19 protein-coding genes are annotated in these 18,962 nt (G+C 73.3%); 10 read left to right on the forward strand and 9 right to left on the reverse strand.

Annotated elements, in window-relative coordinates:
• Nucleotides 1-34 precede the first annotated feature (34 nt).
• A complete protein-coding gene (gene dapA, locus MUY22_RS47460; RefSeq protein WP_247054892.1) occupies nt 35-919 on the forward strand; it encodes a 4-hydroxy-tetrahydrodipicolinate synthase in 885 nt (294 codons plus the stop codon).
• Between the two features lie 3 nt (nt 920-922).
• Here dapA and MUY22_RS47465 read toward each other — a convergent pair whose 3' ends face one another.
• From MUY22_RS47465 to MUY22_RS47475, 3 genes are all read right to left on the reverse strand, one after another.
• Complete coding sequence (locus tag MUY22_RS47465) at nt 923-2,455, reverse strand: FG-GAP-like repeat-containing protein (RefSeq protein WP_247054894.1); 1,533 nt, start codon at nt 2,453-2,455, stop codon at nt 923-925.
• A 186-nt stretch (nt 2,456-2,641) separates the two neighbouring features.
• Nucleotides 2,642-4,096, reverse strand: coding sequence for a glycoside hydrolase family 76 protein (locus tag MUY22_RS47470; protein WP_247054896.1), 1,455 nt, complete (start codon nt 4,094-4,096; stop codon nt 2,642-2,644).
• A gap of 157 nt (nt 4,097-4,253) precedes the next feature.
• Nucleotides 4,254-6,986, reverse strand: coding sequence for a ricin-type beta-trefoil lectin domain protein (locus MUY22_RS47475; protein ID WP_247054898.1), 2,733 nt, complete (start codon nt 6,984-6,986; stop codon nt 4,254-4,256).
• A gap of 139 nt (nt 6,987-7,125) precedes the next feature.
• On the opposite strand from MUY22_RS47475, the gene MUY22_RS47480 reads away from it, so the two are divergent.
• Entirely contained in the window at nt 7,126-7,527 is a 402-nt protein-coding gene (locus MUY22_RS47480; protein ID WP_247054900.1) for a hypothetical protein, read from the forward strand.
• 10 nt (nt 7,528-7,537) lie between these two features.
• Here MUY22_RS47480 and MUY22_RS47485 read toward each other — a convergent pair whose 3' ends face one another.
• On the reverse strand, nt 7,538-8,860 hold the full coding sequence (locus tag MUY22_RS47485) for an alginate lyase family protein (RefSeq protein WP_247054902.1): 1,323 nt from the start codon (nt 8,858-8,860) through the stop codon (nt 7,538-7,540).
• A gap of 133 nt (nt 8,861-8,993) precedes the next feature.
• Between MUY22_RS47485 and MUY22_RS47490 the strand changes: the two genes are divergently transcribed.
• Nucleotides 8,994-9,857: a helix-turn-helix domain-containing protein gene (locus tag MUY22_RS47490; protein WP_247054904.1), complete on the forward strand. Its 864-nt coding sequence runs from the start codon at nt 8,994-8,996 to the stop codon at nt 9,855-9,857.
• 73 nt (nt 9,858-9,930) lie between these two features.
• On the forward strand, nt 9,931-10,848 hold the full coding sequence (locus tag MUY22_RS47495) for a hypothetical protein (RefSeq protein WP_247054906.1): 918 nt from the start codon (nt 9,931-9,933) through the stop codon (nt 10,846-10,848).
• A 42-nt stretch (nt 10,849-10,890) separates the two neighbouring features.
• Here MUY22_RS47495 and MUY22_RS47500 read toward each other — a convergent pair whose 3' ends face one another.
• Nucleotides 10,891-11,709 (reverse strand): LysR family transcriptional regulator, encoded by an 819-nt coding sequence (locus tag MUY22_RS47500; RefSeq protein WP_247054907.1) that lies wholly within the window; start codon nt 11,707-11,709, stop codon nt 10,891-10,893.
• A gap of 97 nt (nt 11,710-11,806) precedes the next feature.
• Here MUY22_RS47500 and MUY22_RS47505 point away from each other — a divergent pair, with 97 nt between their 5' ends.
• The 4 genes from MUY22_RS47505 to MUY22_RS47520 all read left to right on the forward strand — a co-directional run bounded on the left by MUY22_RS47505 (nt 11,807) and on the right by MUY22_RS47520 (nt 14,651).
• Entirely contained in the window at nt 11,807-12,256 is a 450-nt protein-coding gene (locus MUY22_RS47505; RefSeq protein ID WP_247054909.1) for a nuclear transport factor 2 family protein, read from the forward strand.
• Nucleotides 12,253-13,161, forward strand: a complete 909-nt coding sequence (locus MUY22_RS47510) for an NADP-dependent oxidoreductase (RefSeq protein WP_247054911.1) — start codon at nt 12,253-12,255, stop codon at nt 13,159-13,161. Before MUY22_RS47505 ends, MUY22_RS47510 begins: the two co-directional genes overlap by 4 nt.
• 94 nt (nt 13,162-13,255) lie before the next feature.
• Nucleotides 13,256-13,717, forward strand: a complete 462-nt coding sequence (locus tag MUY22_RS47515) for a peptidase inhibitor family I36 protein (RefSeq protein ID WP_247054914.1) — start codon at nt 13,256-13,258, stop codon at nt 13,715-13,717.
• A 61-nt stretch (nt 13,718-13,778) separates the two neighbouring features.
• Nucleotides 13,779-14,651, forward strand: coding sequence for a hypothetical protein (locus tag MUY22_RS47520; protein WP_247054916.1), 873 nt, complete (start codon nt 13,779-13,781; stop codon nt 14,649-14,651).
• 203 nt (nt 14,652-14,854) lie between these two features.
• On the opposite strand, the gene MUY22_RS47525 is transcribed toward MUY22_RS47520, so the two are convergent.
• A complete protein-coding gene (locus MUY22_RS47525; RefSeq protein WP_247054919.1) occupies nt 14,855-15,253 on the reverse strand; it encodes a DUF6069 family protein in 399 nt (132 codons plus the stop codon).
• Between the two features lie 62 nt (nt 15,254-15,315).
• Between MUY22_RS47525 and MUY22_RS47530 the strand changes: the two genes are divergently transcribed.
• Nucleotides 15,316-15,804, forward strand: a complete 489-nt coding sequence (locus tag MUY22_RS47530; protein WP_247054920.1) for a MarR family winged helix-turn-helix transcriptional regulator — start codon at nt 15,316-15,318, stop codon at nt 15,802-15,804.
• On the opposite strand, the gene MUY22_RS47535 is transcribed toward MUY22_RS47530, so the two are convergent.
• A complete protein-coding gene (locus MUY22_RS47535; protein WP_247054922.1) occupies nt 15,765-16,250 on the reverse strand; it encodes an N-acetyltransferase in 486 nt (161 codons plus the stop codon). The two genes, MUY22_RS47530 and MUY22_RS47535, sit on opposite strands and share 40 nt — an antisense overlap.
• Nucleotides 16,250-17,011 (reverse strand): CoA ester lyase, encoded by a 762-nt coding sequence (locus MUY22_RS47540; protein ID WP_247054924.1) that lies wholly within the window; start codon nt 17,009-17,011, stop codon nt 16,250-16,252. The genes MUY22_RS47535 and MUY22_RS47540 overlap by 1 nt, the downstream gene beginning before the upstream one ends.
• Nucleotides 17,012-17,106: 95 nt before the next feature.
• Between MUY22_RS47540 and MUY22_RS47545 the strand changes: the two genes are divergently transcribed.
• Nucleotides 17,107-17,871 (forward strand): thioesterase II family protein, encoded by a 765-nt coding sequence (locus MUY22_RS47545; protein ID WP_247054926.1) that lies wholly within the window; start codon nt 17,107-17,109, stop codon nt 17,869-17,871.
• Here the strand turns inward: MUY22_RS47545 and MUY22_RS47550 are convergent.
• A complete protein-coding gene (locus MUY22_RS47550; protein ID WP_247054929.1) occupies nt 17,864-18,892 on the reverse strand; it encodes a LacI family DNA-binding transcriptional regulator in 1,029 nt (342 codons plus the stop codon). The genes MUY22_RS47545 and MUY22_RS47550 overlap by 8 nt on opposite strands.
• Nucleotides 18,893-18,962: the final 70 nt, after the last annotated feature.

An 18,962-nucleotide genomic window follows, 5' to 3' on the forward strand; every position in this document is an offset into this window, starting at 1 on the left:
GACCGGGGTAGTCGGGCCGCGGCAGGCTCGGACCATGACGCTCTTCGGCACCAACCTCGTCGCCATGGTGACCCCGATGCACCCGGACGGCACGCTCAGTGACACCGGCCTCGCCGGCCTGGTCGACCACCTGCTGGCCACCGGCTGCGACGGCCTGGTCGTCGGCGGGACGACCGGCGAATCGCCGACCCTGACCGACGCCGAGTCCGCCCGGCTCGTCCACGACGTCGCCGTGCGCGCGGCCGGTCGCGCCCGGGTGATCGCCGGGATCGGCACGTACGACACGGCCACGAGCGTCCGCCGCGCCCGCGAAGCCGAGGCGGCCGGAGCCAACGGGCTGCTGCTGGTGTGCCCGTACTACTCGCGCCCGACGCAGGCCGGGATCGTCTCCCACTGCACCGCGGTCGCGGACGCGACGTCACTGCCGGTGATGCTCTACGACGTCCCCGCGCGCACCGGCGTCGCGATGGAGCTGCCGACGCTGCTCGAGCTGGCCGAGCACCCCCGCATCCGCGCGGTGAAGGACGCGAAGGGCGACCTGTTCGAGGCGATGACGGTCATGTCCCGCACGTCGCTGGCGTACTACTGCGGCATCGACGAGCTGAACCTGCCGTACCTCGCTTCCGGTGCAGCGGGGGTGGTGAGCGTCGTGGGCAACGCGTTCGCCGACCGCAACGCGTCGCTGATCGACGCGGTCCGCCGCGGCGACCTGGAGGCGGCGCGGACGATCCAGGGAGCGCTGCTTCCGTTGGTGGAGGCCATCATGCGGACGTCCCAGGGCGCGATCATGGCGAAGGCCGCGCTGGCGGAGCTGGGCGTCATCCCGAGCGCGGCCGTGCGCTCACCGCTGCTGGAGTCCCCACCGGCCCACCTCCAGCGGCTCACGGACGCCTTGGCGAGCATGGCGGTTCCTGTTTGAGCGTCAGCCGATGGGGACTCCGGCAGCCACCTTTCCGAGGTTCGTCCAGCCTCCGTGGCCGTCGCCGCCTTGCCAGGCGTAGACCGTTGCCGCGTTGGTGGGCGGGTCGGCCAGGACGTAGTCCGCGTTGCCGCCGCCCGTGAAGTCGGCGAAGGCGACCTGGCTCGCCGTCGTGGTGAGGCCCGTGGCGACCTGGCCGTACGGGAGCCAGCCGCCGTGGCCGTCGCCTCCTCGGTTCAGGTACAGCGTCACCGCGCCCGAAGTGGCCAGTGCCGCGTAGTCGGCCGCGCCGTCGCCGTCGAAGTCGGCGAAGCGGACCAGCGATGGGTCCGTGGTCGTTCCGGTGGCCACCTGGCCCTGGCCCAGCCAGCCGCCACGGCCGTCGCCGCCGCGGTTCAGGAACGCTGTCACCGCACCGTTGGCGGCGATCGTCAGGTAGTCCGCCCGGCCGTCGCCGTCGAGGTCGGCGAACCGGACGCGTGACTGGTCGGTCGTCGTTCCGGTTGCTACCTGGCCCTGGCTCAGCCAGCCGCCCCGGCCGTCGCCGCCGCGGTTCAGGAACGCCGTCACCGCACCGTTCGCGGCGATCGTCAGGTAGTCCGCGCGGCCGTCGCCGTCGAAGTCCGCGAACCTCGCCCGTGCCGGGTCCGTCGTGGTGCCGGTCGCCACCTGGCCCAGGACCGACCAGCCGCCGTGGCCGTCGCCGCCGCGGTTCAGGATGGCCGACACCGCACCGTTCGACGCCACCGTCAGGTAGTCCGCCCGGCCGTCGCCGTCGAAGTCGGCCCAGCGGACCTTGCCCGAGCCGCCGGCTTCGGTGGCCGCGCCGAGTGCGGGGTGCGTGGCGATCCAGCCGTCGGTGTAGGCCTGGTCCAGCGGCCCGTACAGGCTCTGCGCCATCCGCTGGTAGCCCGCGTCGTCCGGGTGCAGGTTGTCGGCCATCTCGGCGGACGTCAACGCCGGCGGGTCGACGTAGCGGAACCGGTGTCCCGCCTGCTGTTCACTCCCCTGCATCGCCTTCACGCTGCTGTTGAACGACGCCGTCGCGCTCTCCAGCCCCGGCGTGGTCGGGATCAGGCCCAGGAACAGCACCGCGACTCCGGGCCGGTCCGCGAAGATCCGGTCGGCGAGTGTCCGCAACCGTTGCGGCGCATGGGCGACGTCGATGCCGCGGGCCAGGTCGTTGATCCCGACGTGCAGCAGCACCACGTCCGGCCGGTCGAACGCGAGCCAGCCGTCGATCCCCGCCGTCAGCTGGTCGATCGTGTAGCCGCTGTGGCCTTCGTTGGCCGGGCCGGGCAGGCTGCCCGACGCCTGCGTCCCGACGAACCGCGCCGAATACCGCGACTGCGCGGCCAGCAACCGGGCCAGCGGCGCGCGGTAGGACGACGTGGTGGCACTGCCCACGCCCCAGGTGATCGAGTCGCCGAGCGGCATGACCCGCACGGCGGGGCCGAGCGCGGCGGCGGACGCCGCGGGCACCAGGAAGACGCCGGACACGAGCAGGGCGATCACGACGAAGAGACGGCGTAGCAAGGGAAACCTCCGTGAGAAACGCAGCGGGCGTCACCCAGCCGGTCTGAGTACGATCCCGATGACCCGGTCGTTCGTGCGCAGGCGAAAGCGAACGGCAGCACGCTGCTCGCGTTCACGAGCGGCGCGGCGGCGCGCGGCTCGCCGAACGCGAGCGGCGTCGCCTACCGGGCCGCCTGAACCGTCCACTCAGGACGCCGCGTTGAGGACGTCCAGTGCGCTCTGCTGGCGGGCCGCGTCGAGCTTGTCCAGTGGGCCGTACCAGCGCAGGCCGTACTGGTCGAGGGGGTTGCGGTCCGCCGAGTACGCCCGATCCGCCTGGCGGCGCAGGTAAGCCGTGTACGGGTGGTCGCTCAGCGCCGCGTTGAGAGCGGCCAGGCCGCGGGCGTCGGCGCCCTTGAACGACGGGCCGTCGCCGCCGCAGTCGCCGTTCTCGCACGGGTCGCGCAGGATGCCGTCGGAGGTGTTGAGCGACGTCGACGTGACGTTGGCGTCGCCCAGCCGGCGGGCGGTCGTGAGCAGCCCCGCGTCGCCCGTCGCCCGGTTCAGCTCGGTCAGCGCGTTGATGAGCACGCCCTGGTTGTACGACCAGACCGTGCTGCCGTTGTTGCGGCAGGAACCGAGGTCGACGCCGTCGTTGACCAGGGACGAGCCGTTCACCATGCCGGTGCCCTGGAACCACGTCCAGCCGCTCTTCGCCCGGTTCAGGTACGTGCTGTCGCCGGAGATCCGGTTGTGCAGGGCCGCGCTGAGCTGGATGTAGAGGGAGTTGGCGATCGCGTTCTTGTACGTCTTCGCCGTGCTCCACCAGACCCCGCCGCCGCACGTGCCGTCCCAGTACGCGGCCATGTGGTCGGCGTCGGCGCGCGCGGTGTTCAGGTAGCGGCTGTCGCCGGTGACGTCGTAGGCCAGCACCCAGGCGAGGCCCCACCACCCGGTGTCGTCGATGTACTCGTTGCGGAACTGCCCCTGCGCGGCGTTGATGTTCTTGTCGTAGGTCCGCGCGATGGCGTAGCGGTAGCTGGGCATCCCGGTGACCTGGACGTTGCGGATCACCGCGGTGAGCGCGTTCGCCGAGTTCCACCAGCCGGTGGTGTCGAACAACCCCGTGGAGTTGTTGTAGAACATCATCTCCGCGGTGGCCGCGGCCGTGCGGCGCTCCCCGGCGTTCCAGGTGGTCCGGGCCCACGTCGTGCAGGCGACGTCCGCGCGGTCCACGGCCTTCCCGCACGCCCGCAGCGCGCCGACGCCGGTGTTGTTCCAGTCGTCCACGTTGTACATCAGGGTGCGCCAGCCGCGGTTGTTCGCCGGGATCGCCGTGGCGCCGAGCCGGCTGCCCGAGGACCACGACCGGCCGCCGTCGAAGGAGCGGTCGAGCCACACCTCGTCGCCCGGGCTGCCGTTCTCGATCGACGCCCAGCCCATCGCGTCGGAGTCGTCGAAGTGCAGGGTGATCGTCCGCGAGAACAGCGTCGAGGTCACCGGCCGGCGGTCACCGGGTGAGTTCGCCGGATCGGCGGCGTCGCAGAGCTTGTTGCAGATGGTGGCGAGCGCGCTCGACGGCGTCGCGGAGGGAGGTGGCGTCGCCGCCGGGGCCACGAGCGCGGCGGCGGTGAGGGCAGCGGAAATCCAGGTACCGGGCATGACGAACTCCTCGCTGAACACGGGATCCGCGTGAAGATCACTGAGAGCAGGGAGAACCCGCCCGGGCCCGGCGGTGAACCGGTTTCAGGTTGAGCCCCGACCCGGGCGACTGTCAACAGATTGTCCCGTTTTTGGTCCAGACAACTTTCGGCAAGACTCAGCCGCGGGACCACCGCTGACTGCCGGCGCCCGAGCAGGCCGCGATGACGAGCGGGCTGCTCGCGCTCGTCGCACCGCCCGCGACGTCCAGGCACTTCCCCGAGCCGGTGCCGACCACCGTGCCGTCGGAGCGGACCCGCCACTGCTGGCCGGGAACGCCCGTGCAGTCCCAGATCTGCACCGGCGTGCCGTCCGCGGTCGCGCCGCCGACGACGTCCAGGCACTTCGTGTCGAAGACGGTCAGCCGGCCGGACGGGGTCGACGTCCAGGCCTGGTTGCCGCCGCCGTTGCAGTCCCACAGCGCCGGGCGGGTGCCGTTCGTCTGGTCCGCGGCGGGGACGTCGGCGCAGCGGCCCGACGCCTGCCCCTTGAGGACGCCGGTGCTCGCGCCGCGGTCCCAGCGCTGGTTGAGCCCGCCGTTGCACGCCCAGGTGGTGAGCGCGGTGCCCGGTGACGTCCCGTGCGCGACGGCGTCGAGGCAGGTGCCGGAGCCGGTGTTCACCACGCTGCCGTCGGGGTCGAGCCGCCAGCTCTGGGCGGGGGTGCCCGCGCAGTCCTGGATCCGGACGGCGGTGCTGTCGGCCGCGTCGAGACACTTGCCGCCGTAGACGGTCAGCTGCCCGGACGGGGTCGCCGTCCACTGCTGGTTCGCGCCGCCGTTGCAGTCCCACAGCGTGATCGCGGTGCCGTTGGCCTGGCTCAGCGCCGGGACGTCGGCGCAGAGGCCGGACTCCCGTCCTTTGAGGACACCGCCGAGGTTGCCGGGCGGGGCCGCGACGACGGACAGGTTGTCGAACACCGTGGTCTGGTAGCCGACGACGCCGAGGCCGACCTGGCCCGCGGTGAACGACGTGTCGGTGACCGCGCCGAGCGGGGCGCCGTCGAGCGTCGCGGTGACGCTGTTGCCGGAGAAGCCCAGCCCGAGCCGGTGCCAGGTGTTCAGCCCCGGCGCGGTGGCCGTGCCGGACGCCAGCGTCGTCAGGACGCCGCCGCTGCTGTTCTTCGCGATCGCCCACCGGCCCCGGTCGTCCAGGCGCAGCTGGTAGGCGGCCTGCCGGCTCTGCGGCCGGGTCTGGGTGTTGGCCCGCCCGAGCAGCGTGACGGTGCCGGCTTGCTGCAGGTCGACGTCGACGCTGACGGTGTAGTCCCGCCAGGCCGGGTCGCCGACGAGACCGTAGGCGTCGCTGTCGTCCTGCCACTCGATCGGCTTGACGGGCGCGACCTGCTGCAGGCACTGGCCGGTCCGGCCCGCCGCGCACGGGCGCGCTTCGTAGGAGCCCTGCATGTCGGCGAAGTACCTCGCCTCGGTGCGGCTCGGGTAGCCGTCGAAGGTGTCCGAGTACGGCAGCGCCAGCGCGTGCCCGGCCGGGCCGGCCGCGGTGCCCTTGCCCTGGCCGGACGTCGTGGTGACGGAGTAGATCCGGCCGGGCTGCAGGGTCAGCGCGTACGCCCCGCCCTGCGGCGTGACGTCGGCCTGCCGCACGAAGGAGTCCGTGCCGCCGAGGTCGGTCGACCACACGTGCACCGTCCCGGTGCCGAGCCCGCCGGAGACCCTGACGTTCACCGTCTGCGCGGCCGTGGCGCCGGTCGTCTCGTAGATCGTCGAGTAGTCCGTGCCGGTAGCGGACTTCAGGCTGACGTAGCTGCCGTTCGCCCGGTTGCCGCCGAGGTAGCCGCTCGCGCTGCCGGTGAGGAACTTCCAGCCGGGCTGGGTGACCTGCGTGACCTGCGCGGTGGCCCACAGGCTCTTGCCGAGCTGGTAGGAGCCCGACCACGGCGATCCGGCCACCGCCAGCCCGACCGTGCTGTAGGGCAGGTTCGGGGTGATCGCGGCGAGCAGCGGCCAGTTCATGAACCCCGTCAGCTGTCCATCGAGGTAGCCGCGGGTGATGCTGCGGATCAGCGGGACGGCGCCCGCGTTGTCGTCCTGCGAGCCGAACTCGCTGGCCCACAGGGGTTTCCCGGTCGCGACGGCGTTGGCCGACGACCCGCACGACGTCGCGTCGGACAGGTAGCCGCACGGGTAGTGCGAGCCGACGACGCCGACCGCGCGCCCGAACGCCGGATCGGCCAGCATGTCGTCGGCGGTGTTCCAGCCGGTGTCGTCACCGACGATCTGCACCGCGCCGTAGCCGTGGGAGTCCAGGGCCGAGCGCAGGTTCTTGTACCAGGTCGTGTCGTGCCCGCGCTCGTTCCAGCCGCCGAGGTAGCCGATGGTCAGGCCGTGCTGCTTCGCGCAGCCGAGCCACGAGAGGTCGTAGTCGATCATGTCCTGCGACCAGAAGTTCCCGCCGCCGATCCAGCCCGGCGCGGCCCACGGCAGCGCGACCAGCTTGATGCCCGGGTTGCGCGCGACGGCCTGCTCCCCCAGCCAGAACTCGTAGCCGACGTCGCAGTTCACCTCGCCGCGCACGTGCTCGTGGCTGGGTTCGGCGCCGTCGGTGGAGTTCGCGTCGCCGCCGATCTCCAGCTTCAGCAGCTGCACCGCGGCGCCGTAGCCGGGCTTGAAGAGGTAGTCGAGGATCTGCGCGCGCTGGGCGGGCGGGTAGTCGACGAGCAGCCGCGAGTTCCCGCCACCGCCGCTGATCGCCCCGACGCCGTCGAAGGTTCTCCCCGCCGCGGCGCCGTCGACCGCGACGTCGGTCGTCGCCGCCGACGCCGCCGTCGCCGGGACGACCAGCGCGGTGAGGACCAGGAACGGGACCACGAGCAACCGGGCGAGGCGGGCCATGTGTGCTCCTCCAGCCGAAGCCGGGCACCCCGCGACGGGGCGCCGCACCTCAGGGAAGCGGCTCGCAGCAAGGAAAGTCAACGGACCGAAGTCGCGTGTGGCGAGATCCGTCCGATTCCTGTCCGGTTACCCTGGGCGCGTGACGCGCTTCGGCATCGACGCCCTGACCGCGCTGCGCCTGGCCGAAGACCAGGTCGTGGTGGCCCCCGAGCACAAGCTCGTCGCCCCGAGTGTGCTGCGGTCGCACGCGATGGCGCACCTCTACGAGAGCGTCCGCCGGGGCGAGCGGACGGACCGGGACGGCCTGGTCCTGCTGGAGCGCCTGGCCGGCTTGAAGATCCGCCTGCTCGGCGACCGGGTGTCGCGCTCGACGGCGTGGCGGATCGCCGCTCGGCTGGACTGGCCCGGCATCGGGATGGCCGAGTACCTGGCCGTCGCGAAGCTGCAGGCCGACCGGTTCGTCACCCTCGACCCGGCGCTCGCCGCGGTGGCGGACGAGTTCGTCCCCACCGCGGCGATCACCGAGCTGCTTTCCCGGTGACTCGGCCGGCTCAGCCGGTCGTCGAGATGTCGTCGAGCTGCTCGGCCGCGGGCCGGACCGGGTAGAGGTCACCACCCGGCGGCGCCGGGACCTTCGGGAGCGCGGCCCGGGCCAGGCGGTCACCGGCGTCCGCGGCGGCGTGGACGCTGTCCAGGGCCGCGTACTGGGTGAAGTTCAGGTCCGGGTAGTGCCACTGCGCGGCGCCGCCGGTGGCCGCCGGGAGCAGGAAGTCGACGGCCTTGGTGATGCTGCCGCCCTGCGGGTTCCGGTAGCCCCACAGGTCGACGCCGGCGTGGCTGCCGATCTGCGCGAGCCGGGTCAGCGCGACCAGGTTGAACGTCGAGTAGTGGAACGTGCGGGTGCGCGCGATCTCCTCCGGCTGGCTGCCGTCGGCGGCGATCTGGTGGTCGATCCGGCCCGCCTTGGCCTTCTCGAGGATGTCCTTGGTGACGCCGCTCTGCCCGGTGTAGAGCGCGATCCCGGCCGTGAGCATGTCCATGAACGTGCCGTGGTTGTTCTGGGCCGCGGCCTCGTCCTGGCCGTACTGGCTGGTGCGCAGCCAGGCCAGGAACTCGCTCGACCAGCCCTTGAACGCGCCTTCGTCGGCCTTCGACCAGCCCGGCGCGCCGGTGCTGAGGATCGCGGCGGCGTCGAGCACCTGGGTGAAGGTGTAGGAGAACTCGATGATGCCGATGCCGCGCCCGTCGTTCTTGCACGGGATGCCCTGCGCGAAGTTCAGGTTCGGGTTCATCTTCGTGGCGGCGTCGAGGAACCAGGTGCGCAGGTCGAGCGCCGCGCGGCGCGCGTAGTCGGCCTTGCCGGTGTAGTACCAGGCCAGCGAGAGCTGGTAGATCGAGCTGAACGCCTTGAGCCGCTCGGCCTTGTCGGGCACGGCTGTCGTCTCGGGGTTGAGGACGCCGTCGCGCTGCACGTACGGGCAGCCGAGCGGGTTCGCCGCGGTCTTCGGCCGGCTGGGCCACCAGTACGGGGCGAGGCTCAGGTAGTCGTGCTTGTCGCCGCTGGTCGGCACCCGTTCCTTGTCGGCGACGGTCCACGGCCCGGCGGTGACCGCGACGTCGGCCTGCTTGACGAGGTTCCCGAGCGACGTCTTGACGGTCCGGTCCCCGAGCAGCAGGGCGAGCTTGGTCAGCAGGAGGCGGTTCCCGTCGAGCACGACGGTCTTGGGCGGGCAGAGCCGTTCGATCCCGGGTAGCGAGCACACCCCGGCGGTCGTGGCCGGTGCGGCCGCGGCGATCCCGGACAGCGACCCGCCGAGGGTCGCCGTCACCACGGCCAGGACACCGAGACGGCGAAGGTTTCTGAGTGGCGACACTGCTACTCCGTTCACGTACATGAACTAGTGACATACATGTGACGCTTGATTGGATACCTGAACGCTGGGCGATGCACAAGGGTCCCCGGGCCAGGGTGTGGCTCGGGTTCGCCGGAAGCTCGACACTGGAGCCATGGACGGACGACGGCAGCTCGGTGAGTTCCTGCAGACCCGGCGCGCCCGGCTGCGGCCCGAGGACGTCGGGCTGGCCGGGTACGGGGACCGGCGGCGGGTGCCGGGCCTGCGCCGGGAGGAGCTCGCGCTGCTGGCCGGTGTGAGCGCGTCGTACTACGCGCGGCTCGAGCAGGGCGCCTCGCTCAACGCCTCCACCGAGGTGCTGGACGCGATCGCCGGGGCGCTCGGGCTGGACGACGCCGAGCGCCGGCACCTGCACAACCTGGCCGGCCCCCGCCGCCGGCCCGGGAGCCGCCGGCCGGCGCCCGAGCGGCTCACCGCCGCGACGCGCCAGCTGGTGACCGCGCTCGCGGACGTCCCGGTCGTCGTGCTCGGGCGGCGCGGCGACGTCCTCGCCTGGACCCGGACCGGGCACGCGCTGCACGCCGGGCACCTCGGCCACGGCGATCCGGACCGGAAGGGCGCCCGCCCCAACATGACGCGGCTGGTGTTCACCGACGCGCACACCCGCGAGCTGTACCCCGGCTGGGCGGCGAAGGCCCGCGACGTCGTCGGCAACCTGCGGCTGGCTGCCGGACAGCACCCCGACGACCCGCTGCTGGCGTCGCTGATCGGCGAACTCTCGATGAAGAGCCCGGAGTTCGCCGCGCTGTGGTCGGACCACCGCGTCCGCGCCTGCGACGTCGGCGTCTACGAGATGCACCACGCGATCGTGGGCGCCATGACGGTCACCCAGCAGACCCTGCACACCGAGCAGGGGCACCGGGTCGTGGTCGCGACGGCGGAACCGGATTCGGCGTCCGCGCACGCGTTGCAGCTGCTCGCCCGGGACGTCACCGCCCGGGAAACCGCCCGGCACTGAGTTCACTTTTCCCCGCACCGCACGGTTTTCATCCACCGCGCGTTCCTCGAACGCGCCGGAAAACGAAGGAACCATGAAGAAAACGCTCGTGACCCTCACCCTCCTGGCGACCCTCACCACCGCCACTCCGGCCTTCGCCGCGTCGCGGAACGTCGTGCACTTCGACCTGGCCGCCGGTCAGCAGCCGGAAAACGTCGCCCTGGAACCCGACGGTGCCGCCGACGTCACCTTCGCCGGCGCGCGGCAGGTCGCCCGCGTCGACCGGGCGGGCCGGACCCGGATCCTGGCGACACTGCCCGCGCCCGCGACCGGCGGCGGCGCCCCCGCTCTGGGTTTCCCGCTGACGACCGGCCTGGTCCGGACGCCCGATGGGACCCTGTACGTCCTCTACGCGACCGGCACCGACGACCTGACCGGCCTGTGGCGGCTGCGCCCGGGCGGCACCCCGCAGCGGATCGCGGCCCTGCCCGGGAACGGGCTGCCCAACGGACTGGCGTTCGACGGGCACCGCTTCTTCGTCACCGACTCGGTGCTCGGTACCGTGTGGACGGTCCCGTTCCTCGGCGGGACAGCGAAATCCTGGTCCGCCGCGGCCGAACTGGCGCCGAACGGCTTCCTCGGCGCGAACGGCGCCAAGCTCCACGACGGCGCCCTCTGGGTGACCAACCTCGACCGCGGCACGGTGCTGCGCATCCCGATCCGGCCGGACGGCCGGGCGGGCACCCCGCGGATCACAGCCACCGGTCTCGCGGGCATCGACGACTTCACGTTCACCGGCCGCGGCGAGGAGATCCTCGCCGCGCTCGACAGCCCGAACAAGGTCGTCCGGATCGGCGCGGACGGAACCGCGTCGACGGTGCTGGACGCGGCCGACGGACTGCAGAACCCGACGTCGATCGCGGTGCGGGGCAACGAGGTCTCCGTGCTGAGCGCGGCTTACCTCACGCAGACGGACCCGAACCTGCTGCGGACCGCGCTGCCGCGCTGCTGAGCGTCCCGGGCCGCGCCCCCGATTCCCGGGGGCGCGGCCCGGCTACGCGATCGCCGCCATGGCGAGCCGGCGGGCCGCGACGTCCTTCGCCGTGCGCTCGAACGCCGTCACCTCGGCGCTGACGTTCCCGGCCAGGCGGGCCAGCACCACCCGCGTCGGCGGGCAGTCCGCCACCGGCACACCCACGACGGCGTCACCGGCCCGGCTCACCGCGCCGTGACCCACGACCGCCAGCAGCTGGCCGACGGCGACCCGGTCCACGATCTCGTCGAGCGGCAGCTGCGGGCACTCTTGCCGGAACGCGTCCTCGCGGCGGAGGTCGGCGATCGAGACCGCCGTCCGGCCGGCGAACGGGTGCGACGCTGGGACCAGGGCCACCGGCAGCTCTTCGGCGACGTCCGTCGTGACGAACCCGGCGAGGTCGTTGCTCGCGCAGAGCAGGGCGACGTCGGCGGCACCGCCGCGGACCGCGCCGACCTGGTCGGTGGTGAACAGCAGCTCCACCGGGTACCCGCGGGCGAACGCCTCGACCAGCTCGGCCAGCACGCCGGCGGCGGTGCCCGAGCGCACCGCGACCGTCAGCGGCGACGAGCGTCCCGCCCGCCGGGCGCGCCGGGCCGCCCGGTCGACCGCGGCCAGCGCCGACCGGCTGTCGGCCAGGAAGACGCGGCCGGCGTCGGTGAGCGAGACGCGGCGGCTCGTCCGGTCGAACAGCCGCACGCCCAGGCGTCGTTCCAGCCGCGCGATCGCCCGCGACAGCGGCGGGGCCGCGATCCCGAGCCGCTCGGCCGCGCGGCCGAAGTGCAGCTCCTCGGCGACCGTCACGAAATAGGTCAGCTCGCGCGTCTCCAGTCGATCCATACCTCCAAGGTAATGATCGGCGGCCCGGACGGCATCGTTCCGCCGGTCACGTCGCGGTTGGCTGGAAGCACAGCCACCACCGACGAAAGGTCACCCCGTGTCCGACGAACGCGCGGTCCAGGAAGTCCTGGCCCGTTACGTCCGCGCCACCGACCGGCGCGACGGCGCCGCCCAAGGCGCCCTGTTCACCGACGACGCCGTCGTCCGGATCTTCCAGAAGGCCGGCCCCGACCGGTACGAGCCCGTCGGCGAGCCGCTGACCGGCGGCGCCGGCGTCCAGTACGCCGTCGAGAACTTCATGGCCCCGCACCCCGAAGGCGGTTCCAGTCACCACGTCACCGCCGACCACCTGATCACCGTCGACGGCGACACCGCCCACCTCAACGCCCAGTTCGTCGTGTTCGAGGTCCGGACCACGCCCGAACGCTCGATCCAGGCCGTCGAGTCGGGGTACTACGACACCGACTTGCGGCGGCTCGACGGCGAGTGGAAGATCGTCCGCCACCACGCGCTGGGCGACCTGCCGATGCGGGTCGTGCAGCCGTGAAAGCCGTTGTCCACCACCGGTACGGCGGTCCCGAGGTGCTGGAGATCGCCGAGCTGCCCGAGCCCGTGGTCGACCTCGACGGCGTGCTCGTGCGGGTGCGGGCCGCCGCGCTCAACCCGGCCGACCTCGGCGTCCGATCCGGAGCGCTGGCCGGGTTCCGCGCGTCCTACTTCCCGGTCGTGCCCGGCTGGGACGTCGCCGGGATGGTCGAGCGCGCCGGCCCCGCGGCGCCCGAGTTCGCGCCCGGCGACGAGGTGATCGGCTACGTCCGCGGCGAGGTCGGGCACCGCAACGGCGCCTACGCCGAACTGGTCGCCGCCGACGTCCGGACGCTGGTCCGCAAGCCCGCCGCGGTGCCTTGGCCCGAGGCGGCGAGCCTCCCCTTGGCCGGACTGACCGCGTTGCAGGCCGTCAACACGCTCGCCCCGCAGCCCGGCGAGACGCTGCTGGTCCACGCGGCCGCGGGCGGCGTCGGCTCGCTGGCCGCGCAGCTCGCCGTCGGCCGCGGCGTCCGGGTGCTGGGCACGGCGTCCGAGGCCAACCACGGCTACCTGCGTTCCCTGGGCGTGGAGCCGGTCCGCTACGGCGACGGTCTCGCCGAGCGCGTCCGCGCCCTTGCCCCTGAGGGCGTCGACGCCGTCCTGGACACCGCCGGGCGCGGAACGCTGAGGGCGACTCCGGGCCTCGGCACGCGGGTCGCGTCGGTCGCCGAGTTCGACGTCCCGGGCGTGACACCGGTGTTCGCCCGCCTCGTCCCCGGTGACCTGCGCACGGTCGCCGACCTGGCGGGGGCGGGGAAGCTCAAGGTGCGGGTGGCGCGGACGTTCCCGCTGGAGGAAGCGGCGGCGGCCCAGCAGATGCTGGCGGAAGGACACGCACCGGGCCGGCTCGTCCTGGTCCCCTGACGTTGCTCCACCCGGGTTCTCTCCGCGGTCCGGCCTCAACCCGGGTCCGGTTCGGGCGTGGAAGCGGTGCAGGACCACGAACGAGGGAGAACCCATGATGTCGAAGGTGCGGAAAATCGCGATCGGTGCCGTCCTGGCCGCGGCCGGGCTCATCGCGGCCCCGGCCGCCCAGGCGGCGACCGTGAGCACGGCGGCGAGCGCCGCCTGCCCGAGCGCCTACTTCTGCTTCTACTTCAACAGCGGCAACGCCGGCGCTCACGGCGACTACTTCCATTCGGACGGCAACCTAGGCGACGAGCTGTTCAACAAGGCCGGCACCACCAGCAACGGCTTGGGCGTCCAGGTGAAGAACCACGCCGCGTCGGTGACCAACAGCTGGTCCTACACGGCGACGGTCTACTACAACAGCGGCTGCAACGGCAGTGTCGCGTCGCAGTCGTTCGCCCCGTACTCCTCCGGAAACTTCAACGCCACCATGAAGAACCAGAACGCGAGCTTCAGGTGGCCGGGGAGTGCCGGAGCGTCCTCCGACTGTGCGAACCGCGATCAGTTCTAGCCGCACCGGCCGGGACCGCGCCACACCGGCGCGGTCCCGGTCGCGAACCGGAGGTCCCGCCGTGGCCACACTCAGCCGCTTGGCCGCCTTCGCCGCGGTGCTGGCGATCGTCGCCGGTTGCTCGGCGGCGCCCGCCGCGACGTCCGACTTCGGTGCGGGCGACCTCGCCGTCGCGCTCGGGAAGGTGCCCCGCGACCTGTCGACGGTGCACGGCCTCGACCTCCCGCTCGACCGGTCGCAGCTGACGCCGGTCGAGGAGCTGGAGGTCATCAAGGCGCGCAACACCTTGGTGGAACGCTGCCTCGCCGCCCACGGGCTCTCGTTCACCTTCCCGCCCGTCGATCCCGTGCGGGACGCCGCCAAGCCGCGGCGGCACGGTCTCGTCGACGCGGCCGAGGCGGCGGCGTACGGCTACCGCGACCCGGCGGTCTTCGCCCCGCACGGCGCCGACCGGCCGCCACCGCCGCCGGACGTCGTCGCGATGATCACCGGCACGCGCGAAGGGCGTGACGTCCCGCCCGGCGGGTGCGCGGGCGAGGCGGACCGAGCCCTGGCACCCGACGGGAAACCCGGCCAGGAACCGGTGGGTTTCGCTCTGAGCCAACGGAGTTACGACATCACCCGGACCACCCCGCCGGTGACGGCGGCCGCGGCGGCGTGGTCGCGGTGCATGGCGGAGGCCGGGTTCCGCTACGCCGAACCGCAAGCCGCGATCGAGGACCCCGCGTTCGGCGCGGGGCGGGCGTCGGCGCGCGAGATCGCCGTCGCCGTCCGGGACGTGCGGTGCAAGGAGCGCACCGGCTGGGTCCGGACGTGGGTCGCCCTCGAGCGCGCCGTGCAGGAGGGGCTCGTCTCGCACCACGCCGCCGACCTGGCCCGCGAGCAGCGGCACAAGGACAGCCAGCTGGCGGTGGCCCGCGGGATCGCCGGGTGACGGCGCACCGGGGACCGGTCCCCGGCCCGGTCGGCTACAACGGGGTGCACCGGCGTGCTCGCGGGTGGGGTTCCGACGGCGTGGGGGTCCGCCGGAGCCGCGCCGCGGGGGCACTGACCGGCGTGTCCCACCCTGTACCCCAGCGGAGCGGGACCGCCCGGCGCGGGACCGTCTGCCCTTCACCCGGCAGGCGGTCCCAGCGCTCAGCCGCGCGCTTCCCGGAGCCGGCGCAGGCCCACGGTGACGACCGCTGTGGCGACGACCAGGTGCATGAGCATCAGCCCGACGACGTTGGCGGCCGTCGCGCCCGCGGTCAGCAGCAGGACGTCCGGGATCCAGGTCAGCACGAGCGCCGCGGGCACGATGACGCGCAGGGCCCGCGGGAACCGCTGGGCGAGGAAGGTCCAGCCCACGACGCCGAGCACGAACCCGACGATCGTCGCGGGCAGGTAGGCGACCGGGGCGAGGCCCATGCCGATGCCGCCGTCGTCGAGGGCGGCCGCGGTGAGCCCGATGGCCGTGTTGAGGGCCGCGGCGGCCAGCGCGGCGAGGCCGTACCGGAGAGCGACGGCCGAGGTCGGGGTGGCTGCGGTGGTGGTCATCGCTTCTCCTTGGGTTGCGTGTGCAACCCAAGGTAGGTTGGGTTGCGTGTTAAAGTCAAGCGGTGACCGAGCACGAGGACGCGGTGGAACCGCTCGACGAAGTCCAGCACCGCGCGTGGATCAACCTGGTGAAGGTGCTGCTGACGCTGCCGGGGGTGCTGGAGAGCCAGCTCCTGCGCGACGCCGACCTCACGCTGCTGGGCTACATGATCCTGGCCCGCTTGGAGGCTTGCCCCGGCCGGACGCTGCGGATGAGCGAGGTCGCGCAGATGGCCAACGGGTCGCTGCCGCGGATCTCGCACGCGGTCGCGCGGCTCGAGGACCGGGGCTGGGTGACGCGGACGGTGTGCACCGGTCAGGGCCGGCGCTTCACCGTCGCGAGCCTGACCGACGCGGGCCGCGCGCACCTGGGCGCGTCGGCCGCCGGGCACGTCGCCATGATCCGCCGGCTGGTCGTCGAGCCGCTGGGCGCGGACTTCGTGGGGGTGGGCGAGGCCGTCGAGCGGATCGTTCAGGTGCTCGGGCTGCCCACCACGTCACTGAAACCGTGATGGCGCATGACGATCTTGTGCGGCCGCGGCCGGCCGGTCTCGCGGAAGCCGAGCCGCTCGTAGAACGCCCGGGCGCGCGGGTTGACGTCGAGGACCTCGAGCACCACGCCCCGGCCGCGCGACGCCGCTTCGGCGACCAGGGCCGCCACGACGTGCGCGCCGACGCCGTGGCCCTGGTGGTGCGGCTCGAGCTCGATCCGGCCGAGGACGACGTCGGTCCCGGTGTCGTCGACGACCAGCACACCGGCGTCCTGCCCGTCGACGGTGATGATCTGCGTGCGGGCCGCGTCGAAGGTCTTCTCGTGGTAGGCGCGCTGGACCGGCTCGTCCCAGCCCCAGATCGCCTCGACGTACTCGCCGAGCGCGCCGCGGTGCAGCTGGTAGCAGAACTCGTCGTCGCCCGAGCGCACCTGGCGCAGCCCGGCCTGGCGCGTCTTCCCGCCCATCACCGCTCCCCGAGGATCCGGCGGGCCCGGGCCAGCACCGGCTTGTCGACCATCTTACCGTCCACAGTAGACACCGAATCGCCCGCGGTGACGACCCGGCGGGCCCAGGCCACCTCGTCGCCGGTCGGGGCGAACCCGGCGCGGACCGGGGCGATCTGCTTCGGGTGCACGCAGAGCTTGCCCGCGAAGCCCATGCGCCGCGCGTAGCGGACGTCGGCGTCGAGCCGCGCTTCGTCGTGCAGGTCCGTGGTGACGCCGTCGACCGGCGGCGCGAGCCCGGCCGCCGCCGACGCCACGACCAGCCGCGAGCGCGCGTAGGCGAACGGTTCCGGATCCTCGGGCGCGACGCCCAGCTCGGCAGCCAGGTCGACACCGCCGAACGCCAGCCGCGTCACCGATCCGACGGCGGCCAGCTCACCCGCGCGTTCGACGCCGAGCGCCGTCTCGACCAGGGCGACCACGTCGGCGAACCCGGCGAGCACCCCGGGCGTCTCGGCCTTCGGCACCATCACCGGGACACCGCGCTCGGCCACCAGGGCGGCGTCGGCGTCGGACCAGGGCGTGCCGGGGGCGTTGATCCGCACCATCGCCCGGCCGCCGCCGGCGAGCCACGCGGACACGGCGGCGCGGGCGTCGGCCTTGTCCGCCGGGGCCACCGCGTCCTCGAGGTCGAGGACGACGACGTCGGCGCCGCTCGCGACGGCCTTGCCGAAGCGGTCGGGCCGGTCGCCGGGCACGAACAGGAACGTCGTCGCGGCCACCTTCGCCTCCCATCCGGCGAAACCGGCGGACCCGGCGGAACCGACGTGTTTCACTGGTCGTGACGACGATATCCCGACCGCGGAGGACGGACGACTTGCGCATCGACGACGGCGCCACGACCGGGTGGATCCGCCGGTTCCACGACGCGACCGGCAGCACCGCCCGCCTGGTGTGCTTCCCGTACGCGGGCGGGTCGGCGAGCTTCTTCCACCCGGTTTCCGCGCGCTTCTCCCCCGGCACCGACGTCGTGGCGCTGCAGTACCCGGGACGGCAGGACCGGCGGCGCGAGGCGTGCGTCGAGGACATCGGCAAGCTGGCCGACCAGCTCGCCGACGCGCTCGCCGGGCTGAGCGCCAAGCCGGCGGTGTTCTTCGGGCACAGCATGGGCGCGGTGCTCGCGTTCGAGACCGCCTACCGGCTGGAGCGGGCCGGCACGAACGCGCCGGCCGCCGTGGTCGCGTCGGGCCGGCGGGCACCCTCGACCCGCCGCGACGAGCGCGTCCACGAGCGCGACGACCAGGGCCTGATCGCCGAGCTGCGGCTGCTCGACGGCACGGACTCGGCGGTGTTCGGGCACGAGGAGCTGCTGCAGCTGGCGCTGCCCGCGATCCGCGGCGACTACACCGCGATCGAGACCTACCGCTGCGAGCCGGGCCGCCGGATCGCGGCCCCCATCGCCGTGCTGACCGGCGAGGACGACCCGAAGACGACGCGGCCCGAGGCCGAGGCCTGGCGCGAGCACACTTCGGGCGCCTTCACGCTGCGCGTCTTCCCGGGCGGGCACTTCTTCCTCGCCGACCACCAGGCCGACGTCGACACGGAGCTCGCCGGGCACCTCGACGCGCTGCGCGTCAGCTGACCGGCGCGATCGTCGCCCCGGCCACCGGCGGGCACGTCAGCAGCCGGTGGACCGACGGGTCGGCCGCGGCCGGGTCCAGCAGGGACGCCAGCAGCCGGACCGCCGCCCGGCCCATCTCGCGGCGCGGTACCTCGAAGCCGCTGATCTCGGGGCCCGGCGGGTCGCCGGGCGGGCGGCCGAGCACCGCCAGGGAGACGTCGCCGGGGACGGAAACCCCGGCCTCGCGCAGGGCGCGCCACGTCGCGTGGAACACCGCGCCGGTGTCGGTCTCTTCGACGACCAGCGCCGTGACGCCGTCTTCGAGCCAGGCGGTGACGTCCGCCGCGGTGAGGTCCGTGCCGTCGGTGCGGACGACCGTCAGCGCCGCGCCCGCGTCGGCCGCCGCAGTGCGGACGCCGCGCTCGCGGTCGTCCGACGACGGGGCCTCGTCCGGCTCGCGCAGGTAGCGCAGGCGCCGGTGGCCCGCGCCGACCAGCCGCGTCACCACCTCGGCCGAAGCCGACACGTAATCCGCGCCCACGTAAGGGATCGTGCCGCCCAGCTCGGTCCGGCGTCCGATGTAGACGATCGGGAAGCCGCTCGCCATCAGGTCGCCGACCGCGGCCACCGGGACGTGCCGGCCGAGGAACAGGCAGCCGTCGGCGAGCCGGGTGCGGCGGATCCGCGTGTGGTCGGGCACCGCGCTCGACGCGGTGAACATGATCAGGTCCTGGCCGAGTTCGGCCGCTTCCGCCTCGACGCCGGCCAGGATCGGGTAGTAGGAGTCGGCGACGTCGATCGGGAACGCCGGGGTGAAGGTGTAGACGCCGAGCAGGTTGTTGCGCGCCGACGCCAGCCGCGTCGCCACCGGGTCCGGCACGTACCCCAGCCGTTCGGCGGCTTCCAGCACCCGCAGCCGGGTGCGCTCGGACAGCCGGACGCCGGTACGGTTCCCGCCGAGCACCACCGAGACCGTCGCCTGCGAGACCCCGGCGACGCGCGCGATGTCGGCCTGCCTCGGCGTCCGCCGCGCCCTGCTCATCGGTACCTCGCTCGGTTCGCCTCACCTCGGGTCAACTGACTCGGTTCAGTCGTCAGGGTGCGGCCCGCGC

The organism is Amycolatopsis sp. WQ 127309 (genome assembly GCF_023023025.1).
GTDB lineage: Bacteria > Actinomycetota > Actinomycetes > Mycobacteriales > Pseudonocardiaceae > Amycolatopsis.